The organism is Nocardiopsis aegyptia (genome assembly GCF_013410755.1).
In the GTDB taxonomy this organism is placed as follows: domain Bacteria; phylum Actinomycetota; class Actinomycetes; order Streptosporangiales; family Streptosporangiaceae; genus Nocardiopsis; species Nocardiopsis aegyptia.
This window is the reverse complement of the sequence record NZ_JACCFS010000001.1, coordinates 1,179,095-1,200,607: the sequence shown is the minus strand read 5'-3', so window position 1 is coordinate 1,200,607 and position 21,513 is coordinate 1,179,095. Positions and strand designations below refer to the sequence as shown.

The following is a 21,513-nucleotide window of genomic DNA, read 5'->3' as shown; positions in this document are numbered from 1 at the left end:
CTACGCCTCCTCGATCTGCGCCAGCAGGTCCTCGGCCACCCCGCGCAGCTCGGCGAACCGGTGCTCGGGCAGGTCGAGCAGGCCGTGCCCGGACACCCACCCCGGCGCCGACGCCACCGCGTGCCGCGCCGTGCGCTTGTTCACCGGCCGCCCCTGCCAGGCCGACACCTCGATCAGGCCGCCGCGCAGCGTGGACGTGAGCGTCCCGTGCGCCCGCTCCTGCACGTGCGCCAGCAACCGGTCGGCCGCCGACCCGGCCTCGCCCTCCGGGCGCCGCGTCAGACGGACCGCGGTCAGGTCCGACCGGCCGAAGCCGCGCAGGAACCGCGCCCGGAAGCGCGGCTCCACCATCGCGCGCAGGGCGCGCTGGCCCGCCTCGTCGCGCGCGCACGCCGCGGAGGAGGGCACCAGGAGGTACACGGTGCCGGTGGTGGCCGCCAGCGCCGCGCGCGCCGCCGGCCGCTCCCAGCCGCCGGTGAGGTTGACCACGGCGTACTCCGCCGCCGGGGCGGGGGAGTCCATCCACGTCGAGAGCCGGACCCGTCCGCCCCGCGTCACCTCGGCGGGCCACTCGCCCACCAGCGTCGGCTCCCCGGGGCCGGCGTCCCCGCCCCGGTCCTCGGCCGCCGCGGCGGTCACGCGCAGCGCGGCCTCCGCGTCCAGACCGCCCCTGGCCTCCTTGGCGTTGACGCCCTGGCTGTACACGCGTGCCACCTCGTCCGTGCCGCCCGGCGGCGTGCGCGAGAGCGGGCGCAGCACGTACAGGTCCGAGGCGGCGCCGATCGACTCCGCCGCCTGGTAGCGGTTGAAGTCCGGCCACATCGACTCCACCAGCAGGTCCATGCGCATCAGCCGGGCCTGCGTGGTCGCGGCCAGGCGGGGCGTGGCCTCGCTCGCGCCGTAGGCCAGCAGGACCCGCCCCTTGCGGGGGTCGGCCATGCCCTCCAGCCCGCGCCGCACGAACAGCTCCACCCCGTCGGGGGTGTAGGGCGGATCGGTGAAGACCACGTCGGCCGTGCCCCGGACCGTCGAGGGCAGCCCCAACCGCAGGTCGGCCGCGTGCGTGCGCACCGACAGCCCCAGTGAGGCCGCCAGCGCGTCGATGTGGGCCAGCACGCGCTCGTCGACGTCCACGACCTCCGTGCGGGCGCTGGGGCACACCAGGGCCAGGGCCACCGAGGTCAGGTCGTGGTCGCCCACGCACAGCAGCGTGCGGTCGGACAGGTCGAAGCGGGTGGCCAGGAACAGGGCGCGCCGCAGCGCGGTGTCGGCGGTCGCGGTGACGTGGTCCAGGTCCAGGTCCGACTCCGGGCCCTCGATGACGGCGCGGGCCAGTTCGGCCGCGTTGCGGGCGTGCCGCGGCACCATGTGGGCCACCGGGTCGGCCAGGTCGTCGAGGGCGGCGCCGCGGTAGTCGGCGGGCCTGGCCAGCCGGACGCGTCCCCGGCCCTCCCCGGCCTCGGCGACCAGCTCACCGGCCTCGTCCAGCCCGCGCAGCAGCCCCGCCACGACCGAGTGCGCCACACCGCTGGCGCGTACGAGGTCGTTGGGGCTCCACCAGCGCCCGTCGCAGAGCAGCGCGAGCACGCGGCGCGGGCGCGGGGCGTCCACACCGTGCGCGTACAGCAGCCGGTAGGCCGCATCGGGCAGCGGCGGTGCCGCCTCGGGCAGCGGCGGTGCCGGCGGGGGCAGCGGTGGTGCCATCGCGCCCGCCGTGAGGTCGTCGGTGCGCGCGGCGCCGGAGTCGTCGGCGCCCGGAGAAGTCGGATGTCCTGCCATGCTGCGATCGTCCCACGTTCGCGCCGGTCCGCCGGTGCCCTGGTCAGAGGGCCGGCGAACGATGAGGGGGATATCACCCCCGCACAGACTTCGTCCCCACTTGGGTGCGGCGTTAACAGCGGGGTAATGTGTGATCGCGGTCCTCGCCGTTCGCATGCCCGGATTGAGACCACCGTCCCCGGTCGGTGGCTTTATCCACTTTGGGAGGTTTACCGGGGTTCCCTCGTGGAAAAACCGGCAAAGCCAGCTCTCATCGGACACACGGGTCCGAGAGGGACCGTGTCACCTCACTCGACGAGGCGGCACACCGCGTGACCAACGACGGAGCGCGGCCGCACCTGGTCTAGACCTGCGATTCGCATCGCGGCTGGACCAGCATGTATAAGAGAACCTGCCCCGAACGAGGGCGACCCAGCCGACACCGGCGCCACGAGGACGTGGACACACGCGGTGACGGACAGGCGCCCACCCGACGGGCCACCGCCCTCACGGGCGACACAACTCGATCACGCAGCAGGGCCAATGTCGTCCCGGATGCGCTTTTCACGAAGCCGACGAAAGACGACAGGAGGGTAGATGCCTGCTGCTCAGGTGCGGCGTTCGTCCGTCCGAACGAACGCGGAAACCACTTCCCAGGGCCTGTACGACCCCGCCTTCGAGCACGACGCCTGCGGTGTGGGCTTCGTCGCCGACCTCACTGGACGTCGCAGCCACGACATCGTCGAGAAGGCGCTCACGGTCCTCCGCAACCTCGACCACCGCGGAGCCTCCGGGGCCGACCCCGACGACGGCGACGGCGCGGGCATCCTCACGCAGATCCCGCACGAGCTCTACACCGAGGTCTGCGACTTCACGCTCCCCGAGGCCGGCGCCTACGCCACCGGGATCGCCTTCCTGCCCTCCGACGCCGCCGAACGCGCGGCCGCCGTCGAGGCCATCAACACCATCGTCGCCGACGAGGGCCTGACCCTCCTCGGCTGGCGCGAACTGCCCTTCGAACCCCAGTACAGCGGCCCCGCCGCCCGGCAGGCCATGCCCTACTTCGGGCAGCTCTTCATCACCGGCACCGCGGGCACCGCCACCGAGGGCCTCACCGGCATCGCCCTGGAGCGCTACGCCTACTGCGTCCGCAAGCGCGCCGAGCACGAGACCGACGTCTACTTCCCGAGCCTGTCCCCGCGCACCATCGCCTACAAGGGCATGCTCACCACCCCGCAACTGGAGCCGTTCTTCCCCGACCTGTCCGACCGGCGCTACGCCTCCGGCCTGGCCCTGGTCCACTCCCGGTTCTCCACCAACACGTTCCCGTCCTGGCCCCTGGCCCACCCGTTCCGCTACGTCGCGCACAACGGTGAGATCAACACGGTCAAGGGCAACCGGAACATGATGCGGGCCCGCGAGGCCAAGCTCGCCACCGACCTCATCCCCGGCGACCTCGACCGGATCTTCCCCATCGTCGACCCCGACGACTCCGACACCGCGTCCTTCGACGACGCCCTGGAGCTCCTGCACCTGGGCGGACGCTCCCTGCCGCACGCGGTGCTCATGATGATCCCCGAGCCGTGGGAGAACCACACCGAGATGGACCCGGCCGTCCGGGCCTTCTACGAGTTCCACTCCACCCTCATGGAGCCCTGGGACGGACCCGCCTCGGTGTCCTTCACCGACGGTTCGCTCGTCGGCGCCGTCCTGGACCGCAACGGCCTGCGCCCCGGCCGCTACTGGGTCACCGAGGACGGCCTCGTCGTCCTGGCCAGCGAAGCCGGCGTCCTGGACATCGAGCCCGACGCCATCGTCCGCAAGGGACGACTCCAGCCCGGCCGCATCTTCGTCGTCGACACCGCCCAGGGGCGGATCATCGAGGACGAGGAGCTCAAGGCCGAACTCGCCGCCGAACACCCCTACCAGGAGTGGATCGACGCCGGCCTCGTCCGCCTCGGCGACCTGCCCGACGCCCAGCCCGCCCCGGTCACCGAACTCAACCTCGCCCAGCAGGTGTTCGGCTACACCGAGGAGGACCTGCGGATCCTGCTCACCCCGATGGCCCGCACCGGCGCCGAACCCATCGGCTCCATGGGCACCGACACACCCGTCGCGGCGCTCTCCGACCGCTCCCGGCAGCTCTTCGACTACTTCTCGCAGAACTTCGCGCAGGTCACCAACCCGCCGCTGGACGCCATCCGCGAGGAGATGGTCACCAGCCTGTCCACCCTGCTCGGCGCCGAGGGCAACCTCCTCAAGGCCGAACCCGGCGACACCCGCCGCCTCGTCCTGCCCACCCCGGTCGTCGACCAGGCCGAACTCGCCGCCATCGTCGCCGCGGGCCGGACCACCCCGGCGCTGAAGACCTTCACCGTCGACGGCACCTACCCCGTCGACGGCGGCGGCGACGCCCTCGCCGCCCGCCTGGACGAGCTCAACGACGAGGTCTCGGCCGCCATCGCCGACGGCGCCCGCATCCTCGTGCTCAGCGACCGCGGCGCCGACGCCACGCGCGCCCCCATCCCGTCGCTGCTGCTCACCGGCTCCGTCCACCACCACCTCGTCCGCGAGAAGACCCGCACCGAGGTCGGCCTGCTCGTCGAGGCCGCCGACGTCCGCGAGTGCCACCACGTCGCCCTCCTGGTCGGCTACGGCGCCTCCGCGGTCAACCCGTACCTGGCCCTGGCCACCGTCCGCGACCTGGTCGAGCGCGGCACCATCGGCGGCATCGACGCCGACACCGCCGTCCGCAACACCGTCAAGGCCTACGGTAAGAGCGTCCTGAAGATCATGTCGAAGATCGGCGTGTCCACGGTCAGCTCCTACACCGGCGCCCAGATCTTCGAGGCCCTCGGACTGGGCCGCGAGGTCATCGACCGCTGCTTCACCGGCACCACCTCCCGCCTGGGCGGCGTCGGCTTCGACGTCCTCGCCGAAGAGGTCGCCATCCGCCACCGCCGCGCCCACACCGCCAACCCCAACGCGCACCGGCGCCTGGAGGTCGGCGGCGAATACCAGTGGCGCCGCGAGGGCGAACCGCACCTGTTCAGCCCCGAGACCGTCTTCAAGCTCCAGCACTCCACCCGCACCCGCGCCTACGAGATCTTCAAGGAGTACACCTCCAAGGTCGACGACCAGGCCGAGAAGCTCATGACCCTGCGCGGGCTGTTCCGCCTCAAGGAGGGCGTGCGCGAACCCATCTCCGTCGACGAGGTCGAGCCCGTCTCCGAGATCGTCAAGCGCTTCTCCACCGGTGCCATGTCCTACGGCTCCATCTCCGCCGAGGCACACGAGACCCTCGCCATCGCGATGAACCGCCTCGGCGGCAAGTCCAACACCGGCGAGGGCGGCGAGGACCCGGCCCGCTTCACACCGGACGCCAACGGCGACCTGCGCCGCAGCGCCATCAAGCAGGTGGCCTCCGGCCGCTTCGGCGTCACCTCGCACTACCTCAGCAACGCCGACGACATCCAGATCAAGATGGCCCAGGGCGCCAAGCCCGGCGAAGGCGGACAGCTGCCCGGCCACAAGGTCTACCCGTGGGTCGCCCGGACCCGCCACTCCACCCCCGGCGTCGGGCTCATCTCCCCGCCGCCGCACCACGACATCTACTCCATCGAGGACCTCGCCCAGCTCATCCACGACCTCAAGAACGCGAATCCGTCCGCGCGGATCCACGTCAAGCTGGTCTCCGAGGCCGGCGTGGGCACCGTCGCCGCCGGTGTGTCCAAGGCCCACGCCGACGTCGTCCTCATCTCCGGCCACGACGGCGGCACCGGCGCCTCGCCGCTGAACTCGCTCAAGCACGCGGGCACCCCCTGGGAGCTCGGCCTCGCCGAGACCCAGCAGACCCTGCTGCTCAACGGCCTGCGCGACCGCATCGTCGTCCAGACCGACGGCCAGATGAAGACCGGCCGCGACGTCGTCATCGCCGCCCTCCTGGGCGCCGAGGAGTTCGGTTTCGCCACCGCGCCCCTCGTCGTCTCCGGCTGCGTCATGATGCGCGTGTGCCACCTCGACACCTGCCCGGTCGGCGTCGCCACCCAGAACCCCGCCCTGCGCGAGCGGTTCTCCGGCAAGGCCGAGTACGTCGTGAACTTCTTCGAGTTCATCGCCCAGGAGGTACGCGAGTACCTCGCCCAGCTCGGCTTCCGCAGCATCGACGAGGCCATCGGCGCCGTCGACCTGCTCGACACCACCGACGCCGTCCAGCACTGGAAGGCCCAGGGCCTGGACCTGAGCCCCATCCTGCACGAGGTCGAGCCGTGGGCCGGCGACCACCGCGCCCACACGCGCTCCCAGGACCACGGCCTGGAGAAGGCCCTGGACAACACCCTCATCCAGCTCAGCGAGGGTGCCCTGGACTTCGGCCAGCCCGTCAGGCTCGAACTGCCCGTCCGCAACGTCAACCGCACCGTCGGCACCATGCTCGGGCACGAGGTCACCAAGCGCTACGGCGCCGACGGCCTGCCCGACGACACCATCGACGTCAGCTTCACCGGCTCCGCCGGACAGTCCTTCGGAGCGTTCGTCCCCAAGGGCGTCACCCTCCGACTGACCGGCGACGCCAACGACTACGTCGGCAAGGGCCTCTCCGGCGGCCGACTCGTCGTACGGCCCCACGCCGACTCGCGCCTCGTCGCCGAGGACCACATCATCGCCGGCAACGTCATCGGCTACGGCGCCACCTCCGGAGAGATCTACCTCCGCGGCGTCGTCGGCGAACGCTTCTGCGTCCGCAACTCCGGTGCGCTCGCCGTCGTCGAGGGCATCGGCGACCACGGCTGCGAGTACATGACCGGCGGCCGCGCCGTCGTCCTCGGACGCACCGGACGCAACTTCGCGGCCGGCATGTCCGGCGGCGTCGCCTACGTCCTGGACCTGGACACCCACCGCGTCAACGGCGAGATGGTCGAGATCGAACCCCTCACCGACGAGGACCGGGCGTTCCTGACCGACGTCCTGACCCGCCACCGCGCCGAGACCGGCTCCGCCGTCGCCGAGCGCCTCCTGGCCGAGGGCGACGCCGGACTCGACCGGATCAGCCGGGTCATGCCGCGCGACTACAAGCGGGTCCTGCTCGCCCAGGCCGAGGCCGAGCGCGAGGGCCGCGACGTCAACGAGGCCGTCATGGCCTCCGCGCAGTCCTGAGCGTCAGCGAACACGAGAGGAGGAAGAACACATGGCTGACCCCAAGGGTTTCCTGAAGATCACGGAGCGCGAGCTCCCCGCACACCGCCCCGTCGACGTGCGCATCCAGGACTGGCGCGAGGTCCACGAGGACTTCGACCGAGGAACCGTCACCAAGCAGGCCTCGCGCTGCATGGACTGCGGCATCCCCTTCTGCCACAACGGATGCCCGCTCGGCAACCTCATCCCCGAGTGGAACAACCTCGTCTACACCCACGACTGGGCCGAGGCGATCGAACGGCTGCACGCCACCAACAACTTCCCGGAGTTCACCGGACGGCTCTGCCCCGCCCCGTGCGAATCCGCGTGCGTGCTCGGCATCAACCAGCCCGCCGTCACCATCAAGAACGTCGAGGTCTCCATCATCGACCGCGCGTGGGAGGAAGGCTGGGTCAAGCCCCTGCCGCCCACCACCCGCACCGGCAAGAAGGTCGCCGTCGTCGGCTCCGGCCCCGCCGGACTCGCCGCCGCCCAACAGCTCACCCGCGCCGGGCACGACGTCACCGTCTACGAGCGCGCCGACCGCGTCGGCGGCCTGCTCCGCTACGGCATCCCCGAGTTCAAGATGGAGAAGCGGCACATCGACCGCCGCCTCGCCCAGATGACCGCGGAGGGCACCACCTTCCGCACCGGCGTCGACGTGGGCGTCGACCTCACCGTCGAGCAGCTGCGCGCCGACCACGACGCCGTCGTCCTGACCGGCGGAGCCACCGCCTGGCGCGACCTGCCCGCCACCGGACGCGAACTCAAGGGCATCCACCAGGCCATGGAGTACCTGCCCCTGGCCAACCGGGTGCAGGAGGGCGACATCGAACGCGCCCCCATCCACGCCGAGGGCAAGCACGTCGTCGTCATCGGCGGCGGCGACACCGGCGCCGACTGCGTGGGCACCGCCCACCGCCAGGGCGCCGCGTCCGTCACCCAGCTCGAGATCATGCCCAAGCCTCCCAAGGAGCGCCCCGACCACCAGCCGTGGCCCACCATGCCCATGCTGTACAAGGTCACCAGCGCGCACGAGGAGGGCGGCAAGCGGATCTACTCCGTCAACACCCTGGAGTTCCTCGGCGACGAGGACGGCAACGTCCGCGCCCTCAAGCTCGTCGAGGTCAAGCGCACCGACAAGGGCTTCGAACCCGTCGAGGGCACCGAACGCGAGATCCCCGCAGACCTCGTCACCCTCGCCATGGGCTTCGTCGGCCCCCAGAAGGAGGGCATGATCGAGGCGCTCGGTGTCGACCTCGACGGCCGGGGCAACGTCCAGCGCGACGCCGACTACCACACCAGCGTCGACGGCGTCTTCTGCGCCGGCGACATGGGCCGCGGCCAGTCGCTCATCGTGTGGGCCATCGCCGAGGGCCGCTCCGCCGCCGCCGGCGTGGACCGCTACCTCACCGACGACACCACCCTGCCCGTGGCCATCCCGCCGACCGAGCGCCCGCTCGTGTAGGACACGGCCGCGGCAACGCGGCACAGCAGCAAAGCGGAAACGCGCACCGGGCGCGGGGGACCACCCCCGCGCCCGGCGCCGTCCCACCGACGCCACCGACCGCACACGCACAGCGACGTTGCCCACCCGTGACCCCGACGCGACGTCCCACCGACGTCCGCCGGGCAGCATCGACACCAACGACGACGAGCCGCGCAACGGGGCGGCTCGCACCCGCCACCACACCCTCCCCCCGCCCCTGGGCCCCCCCACCCCCCCACCCCAGGACAGGCGCATGATCTACCGCATCATCGGCGACACCGCCATGGTCGTCCACGCGGCCTTCATCCTCTACATGGCCATCGGCGGCTTCCTCGCCTGGAAGTGGCCCCGCACCTTCTGGATCCACCTCGGCTGTGCCCTCTACGGACTCAGCATCAGCGTCGTCGGCTGGATCTGCCCCCTCACCTACGTCGAGAACTGGGGCCGGGAGAACGCCGGCCAGGCCGGACTCCCCGACGAGGGCTTCATCGACCACTACCTCACCGGCGTCATCTACCCCGAGGAACACCTCGTCACCGTCCAGGCCGGCGTCGGCGCGGTCGTCGTCCTGTCCTGGACCGGCCTGGCCCTGCTCACCCTGCGCCGACATCGCGCCCGGCAGGACACCCCCGCCTGAGACACCCCGCACCCCCGCGCCCCCGGGCCGGCGCCGCCCTTCTCCACCAGCGACGACACGCCCGAACCGGCACCCCGCGGGTAAAGACGAATATTGCCCCCGGGACTATTCACCCCACGAGCACCCCCACGTACCGTCGAACCATGACCGTCGTGACCTGGGACTCCTTCCGCGCCGCGGAACACTTCGCCATGCGCAACGCGCGTCTGATCGACCGCCAGCGCTTCGCCCACCTGTTCCAGAACGGCCCCACCGCACCCATCCGCTCGGCCCTGGCCGCCTACCGCAACCTCGACGGCGGCTACGGCAACGGACTCGATCCCGACCTGCGCGGCCACGCCAGCCAGCCCGCCGCCACCGTGATCGCCCTGCACTACCTCGACGAACTCGGCCCCATCCCCCCACACCTCGGTCACGGCATCTGCCAGTACCTCGCCGGAGCCGGCGACGCCGACGGCGGAGTCCCACCCGTCCTGCCCACCGTTCGCCACAGCGAAGCCGCCCCCTGGTACCTGCACGCCACCGACTTCAGCGCCCAACTCGGCATCACCGCGCTCATCACCGGCTACCTGCACAAGAGCCACATCAGCCACCCCTGGCGCGACGCCGCCACCGCCTACTGCTGGAAGCACATCGACACACTCGCCTGGACCAACCCCCACGAAGCCGTCGGCGTGTGCACCTTCCTCCAGTACGTCGACGACCGCCAACGCGCCATCCAGGCCATCAACCGGCTCTCCACGATGATCCGCGCCGTCATCGACGTCCACCCCCGCACCACCGGCCGCGTCCACACACCACTCGACCTGGCCACCAACCCACAGCACATCGCCCGCCCGCTCTTCACCGACGCCGAGATCGAACGCAGCCTCGACGTCTTCGAACGCCAACAGCGCCCCGACGGCGGCTGGGACGCCCTCTGGGACCACTGGGATCCCACCGCCACCACCGAGCACGAAGGCATGCGCACCATCCAGCGACTGCGCATCCTGCGCGCCTACGGACGCGTCGCCGGCTACCTGCCCCACCCCCGCCGCGACGCCTGACCCCGGCGCGCCGCGACCCGGCAGGAACGGGGTTGGAAGGGCGGAGGAGAGCTCGGAGGAAGAGCCAGGGGACGCGGGCAGAGGGCAGGAGCCGCCAGGACCGTGCGGGAGAGGGCGCCGCCAGGGCAGGGCGCCCAGAGGACGGGGCGCCGTGGGACCGGCCGCCACGAGGACGGGTGCCTACCCCAGCGCCAGGAACCGCACCCCGGCCGACTCCAACGCCGCCCGCGCCTCCCCACCCGATCCCGCCGGCGAACGCCCCGTCACCGCGCGCACCGCCGCCTCGGACGCGGCACCACCGGCCCACACCCCCGGAAACACCCGCTCCACCGCGCCCCGGTCCGCGCCCTCGAACACCAGACGCACCACCAGACCCAACGCCTCCGCCGACGTCCACGGCTCCCGCCCCAACGCGTCGGCCAGATCCCAGCCGTGCAGCACCAGCTCCACCACACGCGTCACCAGGAAGTCCGTCAACAGCATGGGATCCCCATGCCGTGTCACCACCCGGCGGGCGCCGTCCTCGGCCGCCAGACGCGGACCCAGCGCCGCCCAGCGCTCCCGCAGCACGCGCCCCGGCTCCGCGGCGTCCGCCCGCCGCGCCGCCGCCTCCACCGCCGACCGCACCCGCTCCCCGTTCACCCGCGGCGAGAACCGCACGTCCGGCGCGTAGTACCCCGCCGCCGACACCAGACCCGTCCCCGGGTCCACCTCCGGCCCGGGCGGAACCTCGTCCAACATCGCCTCCACCCGCGTCAGCGCCCCCACCGTGTGCACCGCCAGCGCCGCCACGTCCCACGGCTCACACCGGGTCGACACCACCGCCTCCGCCTCCGACAGACGCGACAGCACCCCCTCCAGGGCGCCCGCCTCCGCCGTCAACGCCGCCAGGACCTCGCCACGCCCAAACACCACAAACCACCCGAAACCCGAAGATCCGCCAACGACATCGGCAACGTATCCCAGCCGCGCCACGCCACCCGAAACCCCTACGACACCAGCACTCGTTCGCCCCACCGCAGCCAGAGGTACGTCCAAACGCAACCTGGTTTAGACCACTCCATCCCCCACACGCTCTAAAGTGATAGACGTGACACGTCGAGCAAAAATCGTCGCGACCCTCGGTCCCGCCACGTCGAGCCCGGAAGTACTCCGCAACCTCGTCGCCGCAGGACTGGACGTCGCCCGAGTCAACCTCAGCCACGGAACCCACGACGACCACCGCGCCGGACTCGCGAACCTGCGAGCCGCCGCAGAGGCCGCCCAACGCCCCGTCGGAGTCCTCGCCGACCTCCAAGGACCCAAGATCCGGGTCGGCACCTTCCCCGACGGACCCGTCGAACTCGTCAACGGCAACGAGTTCACCATCACCACCGAAGACGTCCCCGGCGACGCCACCCGCGTCTCCACCACCTACAAGGGACTCCCCGCCGACGTCCGACCCGGCGACCGCGTCCTCATCGACGACGGCCGCATCGCGCTGGAATGCACCAAGACCACCAGCACGGACGTCCACACCCGCGTCATCGTCGGCGGCACCATCTCCAACCACAAGGGACTCAACCTCCCCGGCGTCGCCGTCAGCGTCCCCGCACTCACCGAGAAGGACGAGGAGGACCTGCGCTGGGCCCTCCACCAGGGCGTCGACATGGTCGCCCTGTCCTTCGTGCGCAGCCCCGCCGACGCCGAGGAATGCCACCGCATCATGGACGAGGAGGGCATCACCGTCCCCCTCATCGCCAAGATCGAGAAGCCCCAGGCCGTCGAACGGCTCCAGGACATCATCGAGGTCTTCGACGGCGTCATGGTCGCCCGCGGCGACCTCGGCGTCGAACTGCCGCTCGAGAACGTCCCCATGGTGCAGAAGCGCGCCGTCGAACGCTGCCGCGACAAGGCCAAACCCGTCATCGTCGCCACGCAGATGCTCGAATCGATGATCGGATCACCCCGGCCCACCCGCGCCGAGGCCTCCGACGTCGCCAACGCCGTCCTCGACGGCGCCGACGCCGTCATGCTCTCCGGAGAGACCAGCGTCGGCCAGTACCCCATCGAGACCGTCGAGACCATGGCGCGCATCGTCGGCGCCGCCGAGCAGGAGTCCCTGCGCGCCTCGCACATCCTCAACCGGGTACCCGAGACCACGGGCGGCGCCATCGCCCGCGCCGCGGCCGAGATCGGCGCCACCGTCGGCGCCAAGGCCCTCGTCGCCTTCACCATGTCCGGTGAGACCGCCCGCCGCCTCGCGCGCTACCGGTCCCCGATCCCGCTCATGGCCTTCACCACCGAGGACCACACGGTCGGACAGCTGTCCCTGACCTGGGGCGTGGAGACCCACAAGGTCCCCTGGGTCGACAACACCGACGACATGGTCCGCCAGGTCGAGAGCGAACTCCTCGAACTCGGCGACTACAACAAGGGCGACAAGATCGTCATCGTGGCCGGCAGCCCGCCCGGAACCACCGGTTCCACCAACGCGCTGCGCGTCCACCGCCTCGGCGACGCCGTCGCGCTGAGCAACCAGTAACACCAGCCGACGACGGGGCCCACGAGCCCCGTACGTGACGAGCCGCATCAGGTCCTGTCCGGTCAGGGACGGCGTATGAGCCGCGCCGCCCACCGGGACAGGACCAGGTGCGGCCGAGCCGTTCCAGGGGCCTTCCCCCCAGCGCGGCGGATACGCCCTAGTGCTCCTGCTGCGAGGGCACACCGCTCTCGGTGATCACCCGCTCCAGCGGCATGTCCCACGGCAACAGGTTCCACGGGCTCTGCGGATCCTCCGTCAACAGGCCCAGAGCCGTCCACACACCGTCCGTGCCGCCCTGGTCGGCGCCCGCACCGCGCTCCGGCCACAGCAGATACCCCGCGTGGAACGCCGTCGACAGGTCCTGCCACGACGAGTACCGGCGCTGCAGGTCCGACGCCACCCGCCGCAGCAGGGTCTGCGTCTCCACCGGGCTCAGCCAGTCCAGGGTCGCCCCGCCCGACACCAGCCGGATGACGTGCACCGACTTCCACCACTGGTAGGCGCCGATGATGACCGTCTCGTCCGCCTCCGTCACCCCGGTGACCACCCGCAGCCGCGCCACCTGGTCGACGGTCAACCGGACCCGCTCGCCCGTGGCCGTGCCGCCCTGGTCCTGGGGCAGCCGCGACCAGGCCGAACCCGCGTTCAGGTCCACCACGAGGTCCAGCGACGGCCCGGAGTGCAACTCCTCCAGCAGCGCGTGCACCGCCGCAAGCAGCGACTCCCGGTCGGTGACCGCCCACTGGCGCTCCAACAGGCGGCGGTAGCGGCGCCGCAGGGTGGGTCTGGCCACCACGTCCCAGGGCTCGGCGAGCGCCACCCGGAACGGCGCGGCCACGGCGGCCGCCCACCGCTCGGTGCTCAGGGGGGCGTCGGGGTCCTTGGTCCGCACGGCGGGGGACTCGCGGGATCCGAGCACCAGCTCGGCGAACGACCCGGCCACGAGCAGGGCCACGGGGATGAACGACCAGCCGGGCAGGTCCACGGCCACGAGCACGACGATGAGTAGCGCCAACGGTGACAGCAGCCACGGCTGGCGCCGTCGCGAGCCCCAGGCCACCACGACCCAGGAACCGATCACCAGTGCGCCGATCACGCCGGCCACCGCGGTCAGCACCCGCTGCTCCTCTCGTGGGGGATTCGCCGTCTACACAACCAGGATCGGTGACGCCGGGGCGGCGGAGCGACCGAACCCACGGGTTGTACTCAGGTTGTGGCCGTGATGTGACCGCTTTCGCCGCGCTGGGAGCGCCCAAAGTGACAAAAGGCCCATTTGGGGTCGAACTGGCCGGGTAGTTACGGAGGTTCCGGCTAGTACCCCGGGGCACGTGCGAGGCCCAGGGGGAGGGTCAGTACTTGGGCCCCACGAACGAGTCCATCCGCGCCACGGCCTCCTTCCGCGAGACGGAGACGACGGTCTGGTCGCTGCATCCGGCTGTCGCCTTCGTGTGGCTCTTCCAGGCGATGCCGAGCCTGTCGAGGGCCGAGGTGAGGTGGCCGACGATGTCGGTGGAGGCGTTGGTGAAGTGGTAGCGGGGATACTCGTAGACCGTGCGGGCGCCGTTCGATCCTGTCCGCCGGATGCGATTGACCGTGCGGCACCCGTCCGAGTGGATCAGTCCGCGAACCAGGGGCTGAGGGTGTTCGTCGACGATCTCCTGTTGCCATGGGCTCAGAATGATCGGCCGGTCGTGCTTCTTGCCCGGGCCGTGCTGAGGGAACAAGCAGGGCCAGTGCTTCCAGTTCGCGTGCACCTCCGTCGCTCCCTGTCCCTGCACTCGACCGACCGCGCCGGCCGGACGCACGGTCCGGAACGCGTTCGCGCACTCCTCTATGAGTCCCGGCCACGCGTCAGCGCACTGGATCCTCAGCCGCCACACGAGTTTGCTGCCGTCACCGGCGAGGTTGAGGGAGCCGTCGCCGAGGTAGAGGCCGAGCAGGTAGGCATAGATATCGGCGGGAGCGGGAGGCCTCGGTAGGGGTTCGCACCGAGGGCAGACATCGTCGCGGTACTTCTCGATGAGCGAGCGGTCCGTCCGCCAGAGGCGGAGTGTGGAGCGGTTGATGCCGAGGCGTCGGCTGACCTCGCTGTAGGAGATGCCGGAGTCCAACAGGGAGACCGCCGACCGGCGGACATGCGATGAGTACATAGGGTCAAGGCTTGCTCACACCTATGACAAACCTTTGCCCGTCGTGCGCACACGCCCGTGCTAGGTGTACTGACCACGGAGGTTGGTAACACCCACCCCGGCTGACACACGAGAAGAGGGCCTTCGGTATCGGTGTGGATTACCACGTCTACACCGACCCACCAGAAGGCCCTCGATGCCCCACACTACCCACGCCAACGCCCGCCTGGCCCCCGCAGGGCGCCTCGCCCTGGCCCGCTGCGTGGTCGACGACCAGTGGCCACTACGGCGTGCCGCCGAACGCTTCCAGGTCGCGGTCACCACCGCCCGCAAGTGGGCCGGCCGCTACCGGCAACACGGCGAAGCCGGTATGCACGACCGCTCCAGCCGCCCGGCCCGCTCACCCCGGCGCACCCCCACCCGGCGGGAGCGCCGCGTCATCAAACTCCGTGTCCTCAAACGGTGGGGGCCGGCCCGCATCGGCGGCCACCTGGGCATGCACGCCTCGACCGTGCACCGGATCCTGACCCGTTACCGCATGCCCCGCCTGGCCCACACCGACCGGGCCACCAGCCGGGTGGTGCGCCGCTATGAACGGGACCGGCCCGGCGAGCTCGTGCACGTGGACGTCAAGAAGAGCGGCAACATCCCCGCCGGCGGAGGCCACCGGGCGCTGGGACGGCCCCAGGGCCGCAAACACCGCTCCGGGGCCGGTTACGCCTACATCCACAACGCCGTGGACGACCACTCCCGCCTGGCCTACTCCGAGATCCTGGCCGATGAGAGGAAGGAGACCGCGGTCGCGTTCTGGGCACGCGCCCGGGCCTACTTCGCTTCGGTGGGCATCACCGTGGAGCGGGTCCTGACCGACAACGGCGCCTGCTACAAGTCCCACGCCTGGCGCGACGCGCTCGCCGCCCAGGGCATCAAGCACAAGCGCACCCGGCCCTACCGGCCCCAGACCAACGGCAAGGTCGAGCGCTTCAACCGGATCCTGGCCGAGGAATGGGCCTACGCCCGCCCTTACACCTCAGAGGCCGAGCGACGGGAGGCCTTCCCGCAGTGGTTGCATCACTACAATCACCACCGGTTCCACACCGCGCTCGGCGGCCCTCCCGCCTCACGTGTTACCAACCTCCGTGGTCAGTACAGCTAGGGCCCCGGACAGCAGAAGAGCCACCCCGTGGGGTGGCTATTGTGCCCTGAGTGGGATTCGAACCCACACTTGATGGTGTTTGAGACCATTCCCTCTGCCGTTGGGGTATCAGGGCCTCTTTGGGTCAAGTTTCCAACTTGTCCGTTTTGGTCGATCCGGCGACGCTCCGTCAACAGTGCCATCACGATTGACGTGCATTGCCGGGCCCGACGTCCTGCATCCTAGCGGATCTCTGTAACCTCGTGTACGTGACGAGGACGCAGAGCCGTGTGGTGATCGCGGAAGACGAGGCCCTGATTCGCCTGGACCTCAAGGAGATGCTGGAAGAGGACGGTTACGCCGTCGTCGGCGAGGCCGGGGACGGGGAGACCGCCATCCGGCTTGCCCAGGAGCTCAAACCGGACCTGGTGATCACCGACATCAAGATGCCGGTGCTCGACGGCCTGTCGGCCGCCGAGCGGATCGCCGGGGAGCGCATCGCCCCGGTCGTGATCCTCACCGCCTTCTCCCAGCGCGAGCTCGTGGAGCGGGCGCGTGAGGCCGGGGCCATGGCCTACCTGGTCAAGCCGTTCAACAAGTCGGACCTGGTGCCGGCGATCGAGATGGCCACCTCCCGCTACGCCGAACTGGCGGCGCTGGAGTCGGAGGTCAGCAGTCTCACGGAGCGCCTGGAGACCCGCAAGCTGGTCGAACAGGCCAAGGGTCTGCTGCAGAGCCGCCACGGGATGAGTGAGCCCGAGGCGTTCAGGTGGATCCAGAAGAACTCCATGGACCGGCGCCTGACCATGCGCAAGGTCGCCGAGACCGTGGTCGAGACCCTCGGTGGCCAGCAGGACTGAGGCCGGAGCGCCGGTTCGGCGACACGAAACCTGTGAAGGGGTCGCATCCGAAGGGATGCGGCCCCTTCCTCATGTCCAGGGCTTGCCGGAGGAAACGTGCAGACTGCTACCCCGTGGCGTCGAAAACAGGACATCCGTCCAGGGTCAACGGGGTCCCGGTCCCGTTTTGGTCTCGTTTCCGAACGATGGGGTGACGGTTGGGTCACGTGGCTTTAGGGATGCTGAATGACCTGGCTAAACCGGGCTAAACTCACCGCACCGACCAGTAAGGACAACGGTGTCGAATGCGCGCATACGGCACCGCGGACCTCAGATGCGCAAGGAGCGCGCGTGCGCACACGCCTCGCGACCGTGCTGCTGGCCCTGATCACGGCAATCCTCGTGATCCCCGGGCCCGCAGCGACGGCAGACGAACAGGGCGGTGAGTCGCTGTACGGTCAGATCCTCGATCCGCAGGATCGTGATCAGGGTGTCGAAGGCATCATGATCACCATCTACTCGGGTGAGGACGAGATCGCGGCGGTCGAAACCGGCCCTGATGGAAATTGGGAAGCGGAGCTGCCCGAACCGGGCACCTACCGTGTCGTTGTGGACCAGGAGTCCATCCCCAGCGAGTTCGCGCTTCGGGAGAGCTCCATCGTCGTGGACGGTGAGTCCGAGGTGGAGGTCGCCGCGGGCGACGAGCGCCCGCTCATCCTGGCGTTGGAGGAAGCCGGAGCGAGCGAGGACGCGGACAGCACGGCCTCTCCCTCGGAGGAGACGGACGCGGCGGACGACGGGTCCGCCGCCGCCGACGACGAGTCGATCGAGGCCCCGGCGACCTCCGGGTCGTTCGGTGACCGGTTCGCGCAGCTCACCGCGAGCGGCCTGCTCTACGGCCTGGTCATCGCCATCTCGGCGATCGGGCTGTCGCTGATCTTCGGTACGACGAAGATGATCAACTTCGCCCACGGTGACATGGTCACGTTCGGCGCGATGATCGCCCTGCTGTTCAGCACGGGCGCGGCGGGTCTGGGCAACTCCCTCCTGGCGATCTTCCTGGGGCTGGCGGGTGCCGTGTTCCTGGGCGCCTTCCTCGACGGCCGGATCGCGCGGATGCCGCTGGCGATCGCCCAGTGGGCGTCCGTCATGCTGGGCATCGCGCTCGCGACGCTGTTGGGCCTGCTGGGCGACTCCGTGGGCTGGCAGGTCCCGCTGTGGGCCGCGGCCGTGGTCGCGGTGGCGATGGGCGCGGTGCTGGGCGCCGGCATGGAGCAGTACGTGTGGCGTCCGCTGCGGCACCGGAACGTGGCTCTGATCCAGATGTTCATCGTGTCGATCGGTGTGGCGCTGGTGCTGCGGCACCTGATCCTGGTGCTGTTCGGTGCGGGCCGCAGCCGTTACGCCGGGTACCAGATCCAGGAGGAGATCAGCTTCGGGCCGATCTCGATGCCTCCGCGCGACCTGGTGATCATGGCCGTGGCGGTCGTGGTGCTGGTGGCGGTGGCCTGCCTGTTGCAGTTCACCCGGATCGGCAAGGCGATGCGCGCGGTGTCGGACAACCGCGACCTCGCGGAGTCGTCCGGTATCAACGTGGACCGCGTGACCCTGTACGTGTGGGGTCTGGGCGGCGGTCTGGCGTCGCTGGGCGGTGTGCTCTACGGGCTGAACCAGATCGTGGAGTACGAGATGGGCTTCCGTCTGCTGCTGCTGATGTTCGCCGCGGTGATTCTGGGCGGTCTCGGTACGGCTTACGGTGCGATGGTCGGCGGATTGGCGGTGGGTCTCGTCGCGATGCTGTCGACCCTGTGGTTCCCGACGCAGATGATGCAGGCGTGGGCGTTGGCACTCATGATCCTGATGCTGCTGGTCAGGCCGCAGGGCCTGCTCGGTCGGCGCGAGCGGGTCGGCTAGGGGAGGCAGACGATGGACGTGGTTTCTATCCTCGCGGAGTCGACACGGTCGGCGTTCGGTCCGATCGCGGCGATCTACGCGCTGGCCGCGATCGGCCTGAACCTGCACTTCGGGTACACGGGCCTGCTGAACTTCGGTCAGGTGGGCTTCATGCTGGTGGGCGCCTACGGCGTGGGCATCAGTGTGGCGCTGTTCGACCTGCCGCTGCTGGTGGGCTTCGGTGTGGGGTTGGCGTGCGCGTTCGTGCTCGCGCTGCTCCTGGGCATCCCGACGCTGCGCCTGAGGGCGGACTATCTGGCGATCACGACGATCGCGGCGGCGGAGGTGATCCGCCTGGTGTACCGGGCGGGGTTCGCCGAGCCGTTGACCGGTGGCGTGTACGGGTTGCAGAACCTGTCGGACGACTTCCGTGCGGTCAACCCGTTCGACGCGGGTGAGCGGTACGGCTGGGGCGCTCTGTCCTACAACGGCAACCACATGTGGGTGCTGGTGGTCACGTGGAGCCTGGTGGCTCTGATGTGTGGCCTGGTGTGGATGTTGATGCACAGCCCGTGGGGGCGTGTCATCAAGGGCATCCGTGAGGACGAGGAGGCTGTGCGCAGCCTGGGCAAGAACGTCTTCGCGTACAAGATGCAGATCCTGGTCCTGGGCGGACTGGTGGGTGCGCTGGCCGGCTGCATGCTGGCGGTGTACCAGGCCTCGATCCAGCCGGACCAGTTCAAGCCGCAGGTGACGTTCTTCCTGTGGGTGATCCTGCTGCTGGGCGGTGCCGGCCGTGTGTTCGGTCCGGTGCTGGGTGCGATGGCGTTCTGGTTCCTGATGAACTTCACCGACGGTGTGCTGCGCGGTATGGGTTCGATGGGTTGGCTGCCGTTCCTGGACGGTCCGGACTACGGTGCGATCCAGTTGGCCTTCGTGGGCCTGTTGCTGGTGCTGCTGATCGTCTTCCGGCCGCAGGGCCTGATCGGCGACCGCAAGGAGATGTTGATCAATGTCAAGTGACGAGATGGGTTCCTCCGCGGGCGTCGAGGTGGACCGGATGGCGGGCGCGGTGCCCGAGCCGGGTTCGGTGAAGTCGGATCCGATTCTGGTCGCGGACCGTGTGCGTCGTTCGTTCGGTGGTCTGACGGCCGTGGACGTGCGTCGGCTGGAGGTGCAGCGGGGGACGATCACGGCGTTGATCGGTCCGAACGGTGCCGGCAAGTCGACGCTGTTCAACCTGTTGACCGGGTTCGACCGGGTGGATCAGGGCGACTGGACGTTCCAGGGTTCGAAGATCAACGGCAAGCCGGGGCACAAGGTGGCCCGGGCCGGGATGGTGCGGACGTTCCAGCTGACCAAGGCGCTGACGCGGATGTCGGTGCTGGACAACATGCTGCTGGGTGCGCAGGGCCAGTTCGGTGAGCGGATGGCCGGGTCGTTCCTGCGGAACGTGTGGGGCCGCCAGGAGCGGGCGAACACGGTGCGGGCGCTGGAGCTGTTGGAGCGCTTCAAGCTGATCGACAAGCGCGAGGACATGGCGGGTTCGCTGTCCGGTGGTCAGCGCAAGCTGTTGGAGATGGCGCGCGCTCTGATGACGGATCCGGCGATGATCATGCTGGACGAGCCGATGGCGGGTGTGAACCCGGCGTTGGTGCAGTCCCTGCTGGGTCACATCACGTCGTTGCGCGACGAGGGCAAGACGGTCCTCTTCGTGGAGCACGACATGGACGTGATCATGGGGATCAGCGACTGGATCGTGGTGTTGGCGCAGGGGCAGGTGATCGCGGAGGGCACGCCGTCGGACATCCGCTCGAACAAGCAGGTGATCGACGCCTACCTGGGTGCCCAGGACGTGGACGAGGTCGGGAGTGCCGATGAGTGAGAACGGGGACCTGCGTCCGGACGCGGCCGAGAGCCCGGCGGACGGGGTCGAGGACGTCGCCGTCGTGCAGCACCACCGTGAGGAGGTGCTGGAGCACGCGGGTGAGGCCGCGGTGGTGGGTGGTCCGGACGACTACCTGCTGCTGGCCCGGGACATGGTCGCGGGTTACGTGCCGGGGGTGAACATCCTCAACGGGTGCACGTTGACGCTGACCGAGGGCGAGGTCGTGGCGATCATCGGTCCGAACGGTGCCGGCAAGTCGACGCTGATCAAGACGATCTTCGGGTTGATCCCGGTGCGTGAGGGCGACCTGACGCTGCGGGGGGCCTCGATCGCGGGTCTGGCGGCGCACAGTCTGGTGGAGCGGGGCGTGGGGTACGTGCCGCAGACGCAGAACGTGTTCCCGTCGCTGACGATCGAGGAGAACCTCCAGATGGGGGCGTTCCTGCGGCCGAAGATGTTCGCCGAGCGGTTCGCGGTGGTGGCGGGGCTGTTCCCGTTGCTGGGTGAGCGCCGCAAGGCGAAGGCGGGGTCGTTGTCGGGCGGTGAGCGCCAGATGGTGGCGATGGGCCGTGCGTTGATGATGGATCCGTCGGTGCTGTTGTTGGACGAGCCGACGGCGGGGTTGTCGCCGATCTACCAGGAGGAGGTCTTCCAGCGGGTGAAGGAGGTCAACTCCACGGGTGTGTCGGTGGTGATGGTGGAGCAGAACGCCCGCCGGTGCCTGCAGATCTGTGACCGCGGGTATGTGTTGGACCAGGGTCGCAACGCGTACACGGGGACGGGCCGGGACCTGTTGAACGACCCGAACGTGATCGAGCTGTACCTGGGGACGCTCGCGAAGGGCTGATCCGGGTGCGGTGTGCAAGGGGCGGGGCCTTCGGGTCCCGCCCTTCGTCGTGGGACGAGGAGGTGGCCGGAGTGTCGGGGCCGGTGGAGGCGTGGGGTGCGGACCTGTACGGGGACCCGTGCGGGGAGTGTGGTTTCGAGTGGTCGTCGGATCCGT

Annotated in this window: 15 protein-coding genes and 1 tRNA gene; 11 read left to right on the top strand and 5 right to left on the bottom strand. The window is 70.1% G+C overall.

Annotated features, from left to right (window positions below):
• Positions 1–1,779 carry a bis-aminopropyl spermidine synthase family protein gene (locus HNR10_RS05495; RefSeq protein WP_179821355.1) on the bottom strand — a complete coding sequence of 593 codons (1,779 nt, stop codon included), beginning with the start codon at positions 1,777–1,779 and terminating at the stop codon, positions 1–3.
• A 576-nt stretch (positions 1,780–2,355) separates the two neighbouring features.
• Here HNR10_RS05495 and gltB point away from each other — a divergent pair.
• From gltB to HNR10_RS05475, 4 genes are all read left to right on the top strand, one after another.
• Positions 2,356–6,912 (top strand): glutamate synthase large subunit, encoded by a 4,557-nt coding sequence (gene gltB / locus HNR10_RS05490; RefSeq protein WP_179821353.1) that lies wholly within the window; start codon positions 2,356–2,358, stop codon positions 6,910–6,912.
• Between the two features lie 31 nt (positions 6,913–6,943).
• The gene (locus HNR10_RS05485) at positions 6,944–8,398 is read left to right on the top strand and encodes a glutamate synthase subunit beta (protein ID WP_179821352.1); all 1,455 of its coding nucleotides are present in this window, start codon (positions 6,944–6,946) and stop codon (positions 8,396–8,398) included.
• Positions 8,399–8,672: 274 nt separating this feature from the next.
• Positions 8,673–9,056: a DUF2784 domain-containing protein gene (locus HNR10_RS05480; protein ID WP_179821350.1), complete on the top strand. Its 384-nt coding sequence runs from the start codon at positions 8,673–8,675 to the stop codon at positions 9,054–9,056.
• 152 nt (positions 9,057–9,208) lie between these two features.
• On the top strand, positions 9,209–10,102 hold the full coding sequence (locus HNR10_RS05475; RefSeq protein ID WP_179829548.1) for a prenyltransferase: 894 nt from the start codon (positions 9,209–9,211) through the stop codon (positions 10,100–10,102).
• Positions 10,103–10,282: 180 nt separating this feature from the next.
• Here the strand turns inward: HNR10_RS05475 and HNR10_RS05470 are convergent, their stop codons facing one another.
• Positions 10,283–11,014 (bottom strand): maleylpyruvate isomerase N-terminal domain-containing protein, encoded by a 732-nt coding sequence (locus HNR10_RS05470; protein WP_179829547.1) that lies wholly within the window; start codon positions 11,012–11,014, stop codon positions 10,283–10,285.
• Positions 11,015–11,192: 178 nt separating this feature from the next.
• On the opposite strand from HNR10_RS05470, the gene pyk reads away from it, so the two are divergent.
• Positions 11,193–12,626 (top strand): pyruvate kinase, encoded by a 1,434-nt coding sequence (gene pyk, locus HNR10_RS05465; RefSeq protein ID WP_179821348.1) that lies wholly within the window; start codon positions 11,193–11,195, stop codon positions 12,624–12,626.
• A gap of 157 nt (positions 12,627–12,783) precedes the next feature.
• On the opposite strand, the gene HNR10_RS05460 is transcribed toward pyk, so the two are convergent.
• Both HNR10_RS05460 and HNR10_RS05455 read right to left on the bottom strand, forming a co-directional pair.
• Positions 12,784–13,743 (bottom strand): DUF1266 domain-containing protein, encoded by a 960-nt coding sequence (locus HNR10_RS05460; protein WP_179821346.1) that lies wholly within the window; start codon positions 13,741–13,743, stop codon positions 12,784–12,786.
• A 232-nt stretch (positions 13,744–13,975) separates the two neighbouring features.
• Complete coding sequence (locus tag HNR10_RS05455) at positions 13,976–14,776, bottom strand: transposase (RefSeq protein ID WP_179821344.1); 801 nt, start codon at positions 14,774–14,776, stop codon at positions 13,976–13,978.
• A gap of 175 nt (positions 14,777–14,951) precedes the next feature.
• On the opposite strand from HNR10_RS05455, the gene HNR10_RS05450 reads away from it, so the two are divergent.
• Positions 14,952–15,911: an IS481 family transposase gene (locus tag HNR10_RS05450; protein WP_179821343.1), complete on the top strand. Its 960-nt coding sequence runs from the start codon at positions 14,952–14,954 to the stop codon at positions 15,909–15,911.
• A gap of 42 nt (positions 15,912–15,953) precedes the next feature.
• Here HNR10_RS05450 and HNR10_RS05445 read toward each other — a convergent pair.
• A tRNA-Leu gene (locus HNR10_RS05445) sits at positions 15,954–16,026 on the bottom strand.
• 154 nt (positions 16,027–16,180) lie between these two features.
• Here HNR10_RS05445 and HNR10_RS05440 point away from each other — a divergent pair.
• The 5 genes from HNR10_RS05440 (at position 16,181) to HNR10_RS05420 (ending at position 21,357) form a co-directional block, all read left to right on the top strand.
• Positions 16,181–16,750, top strand: a complete 570-nt coding sequence (locus HNR10_RS05440; protein ID WP_053618665.1) for an ANTAR domain-containing response regulator — start codon at positions 16,181–16,183, stop codon at positions 16,748–16,750.
• A gap of 330 nt (positions 16,751–17,080) precedes the next feature.
• On the top strand, positions 17,081–18,643 hold the full coding sequence (locus HNR10_RS05435) for a branched-chain amino acid ABC transporter permease (protein ID WP_179821341.1): 1,563 nt from the start codon (positions 17,081–17,083) through the stop codon (positions 18,641–18,643).
• A 12-nt stretch (positions 18,644–18,655) separates the two neighbouring features.
• Positions 18,656–19,645, top strand: coding sequence for a branched-chain amino acid ABC transporter permease (locus tag HNR10_RS05430; protein WP_179821339.1), 990 nt, complete (start codon positions 18,656–18,658; stop codon positions 19,643–19,645).
• Positions 19,635–20,507, top strand: a complete 873-nt coding sequence (locus HNR10_RS05425; RefSeq protein ID WP_179821338.1) for an ABC transporter ATP-binding protein — start codon at positions 19,635–19,637, stop codon at positions 20,505–20,507. The genes HNR10_RS05430 and HNR10_RS05425 overlap by 11 nt, the downstream gene beginning before the upstream one ends.
• Positions 20,500–21,357: an ABC transporter ATP-binding protein gene (locus tag HNR10_RS05420; protein WP_179821336.1), complete on the top strand. Its 858-nt coding sequence runs from the start codon at positions 20,500–20,502 to the stop codon at positions 21,355–21,357. The genes HNR10_RS05425 and HNR10_RS05420 overlap by 8 nt, the downstream gene beginning before the upstream one ends.
• Positions 21,358–21,513: the final 156 nt, after the last annotated feature.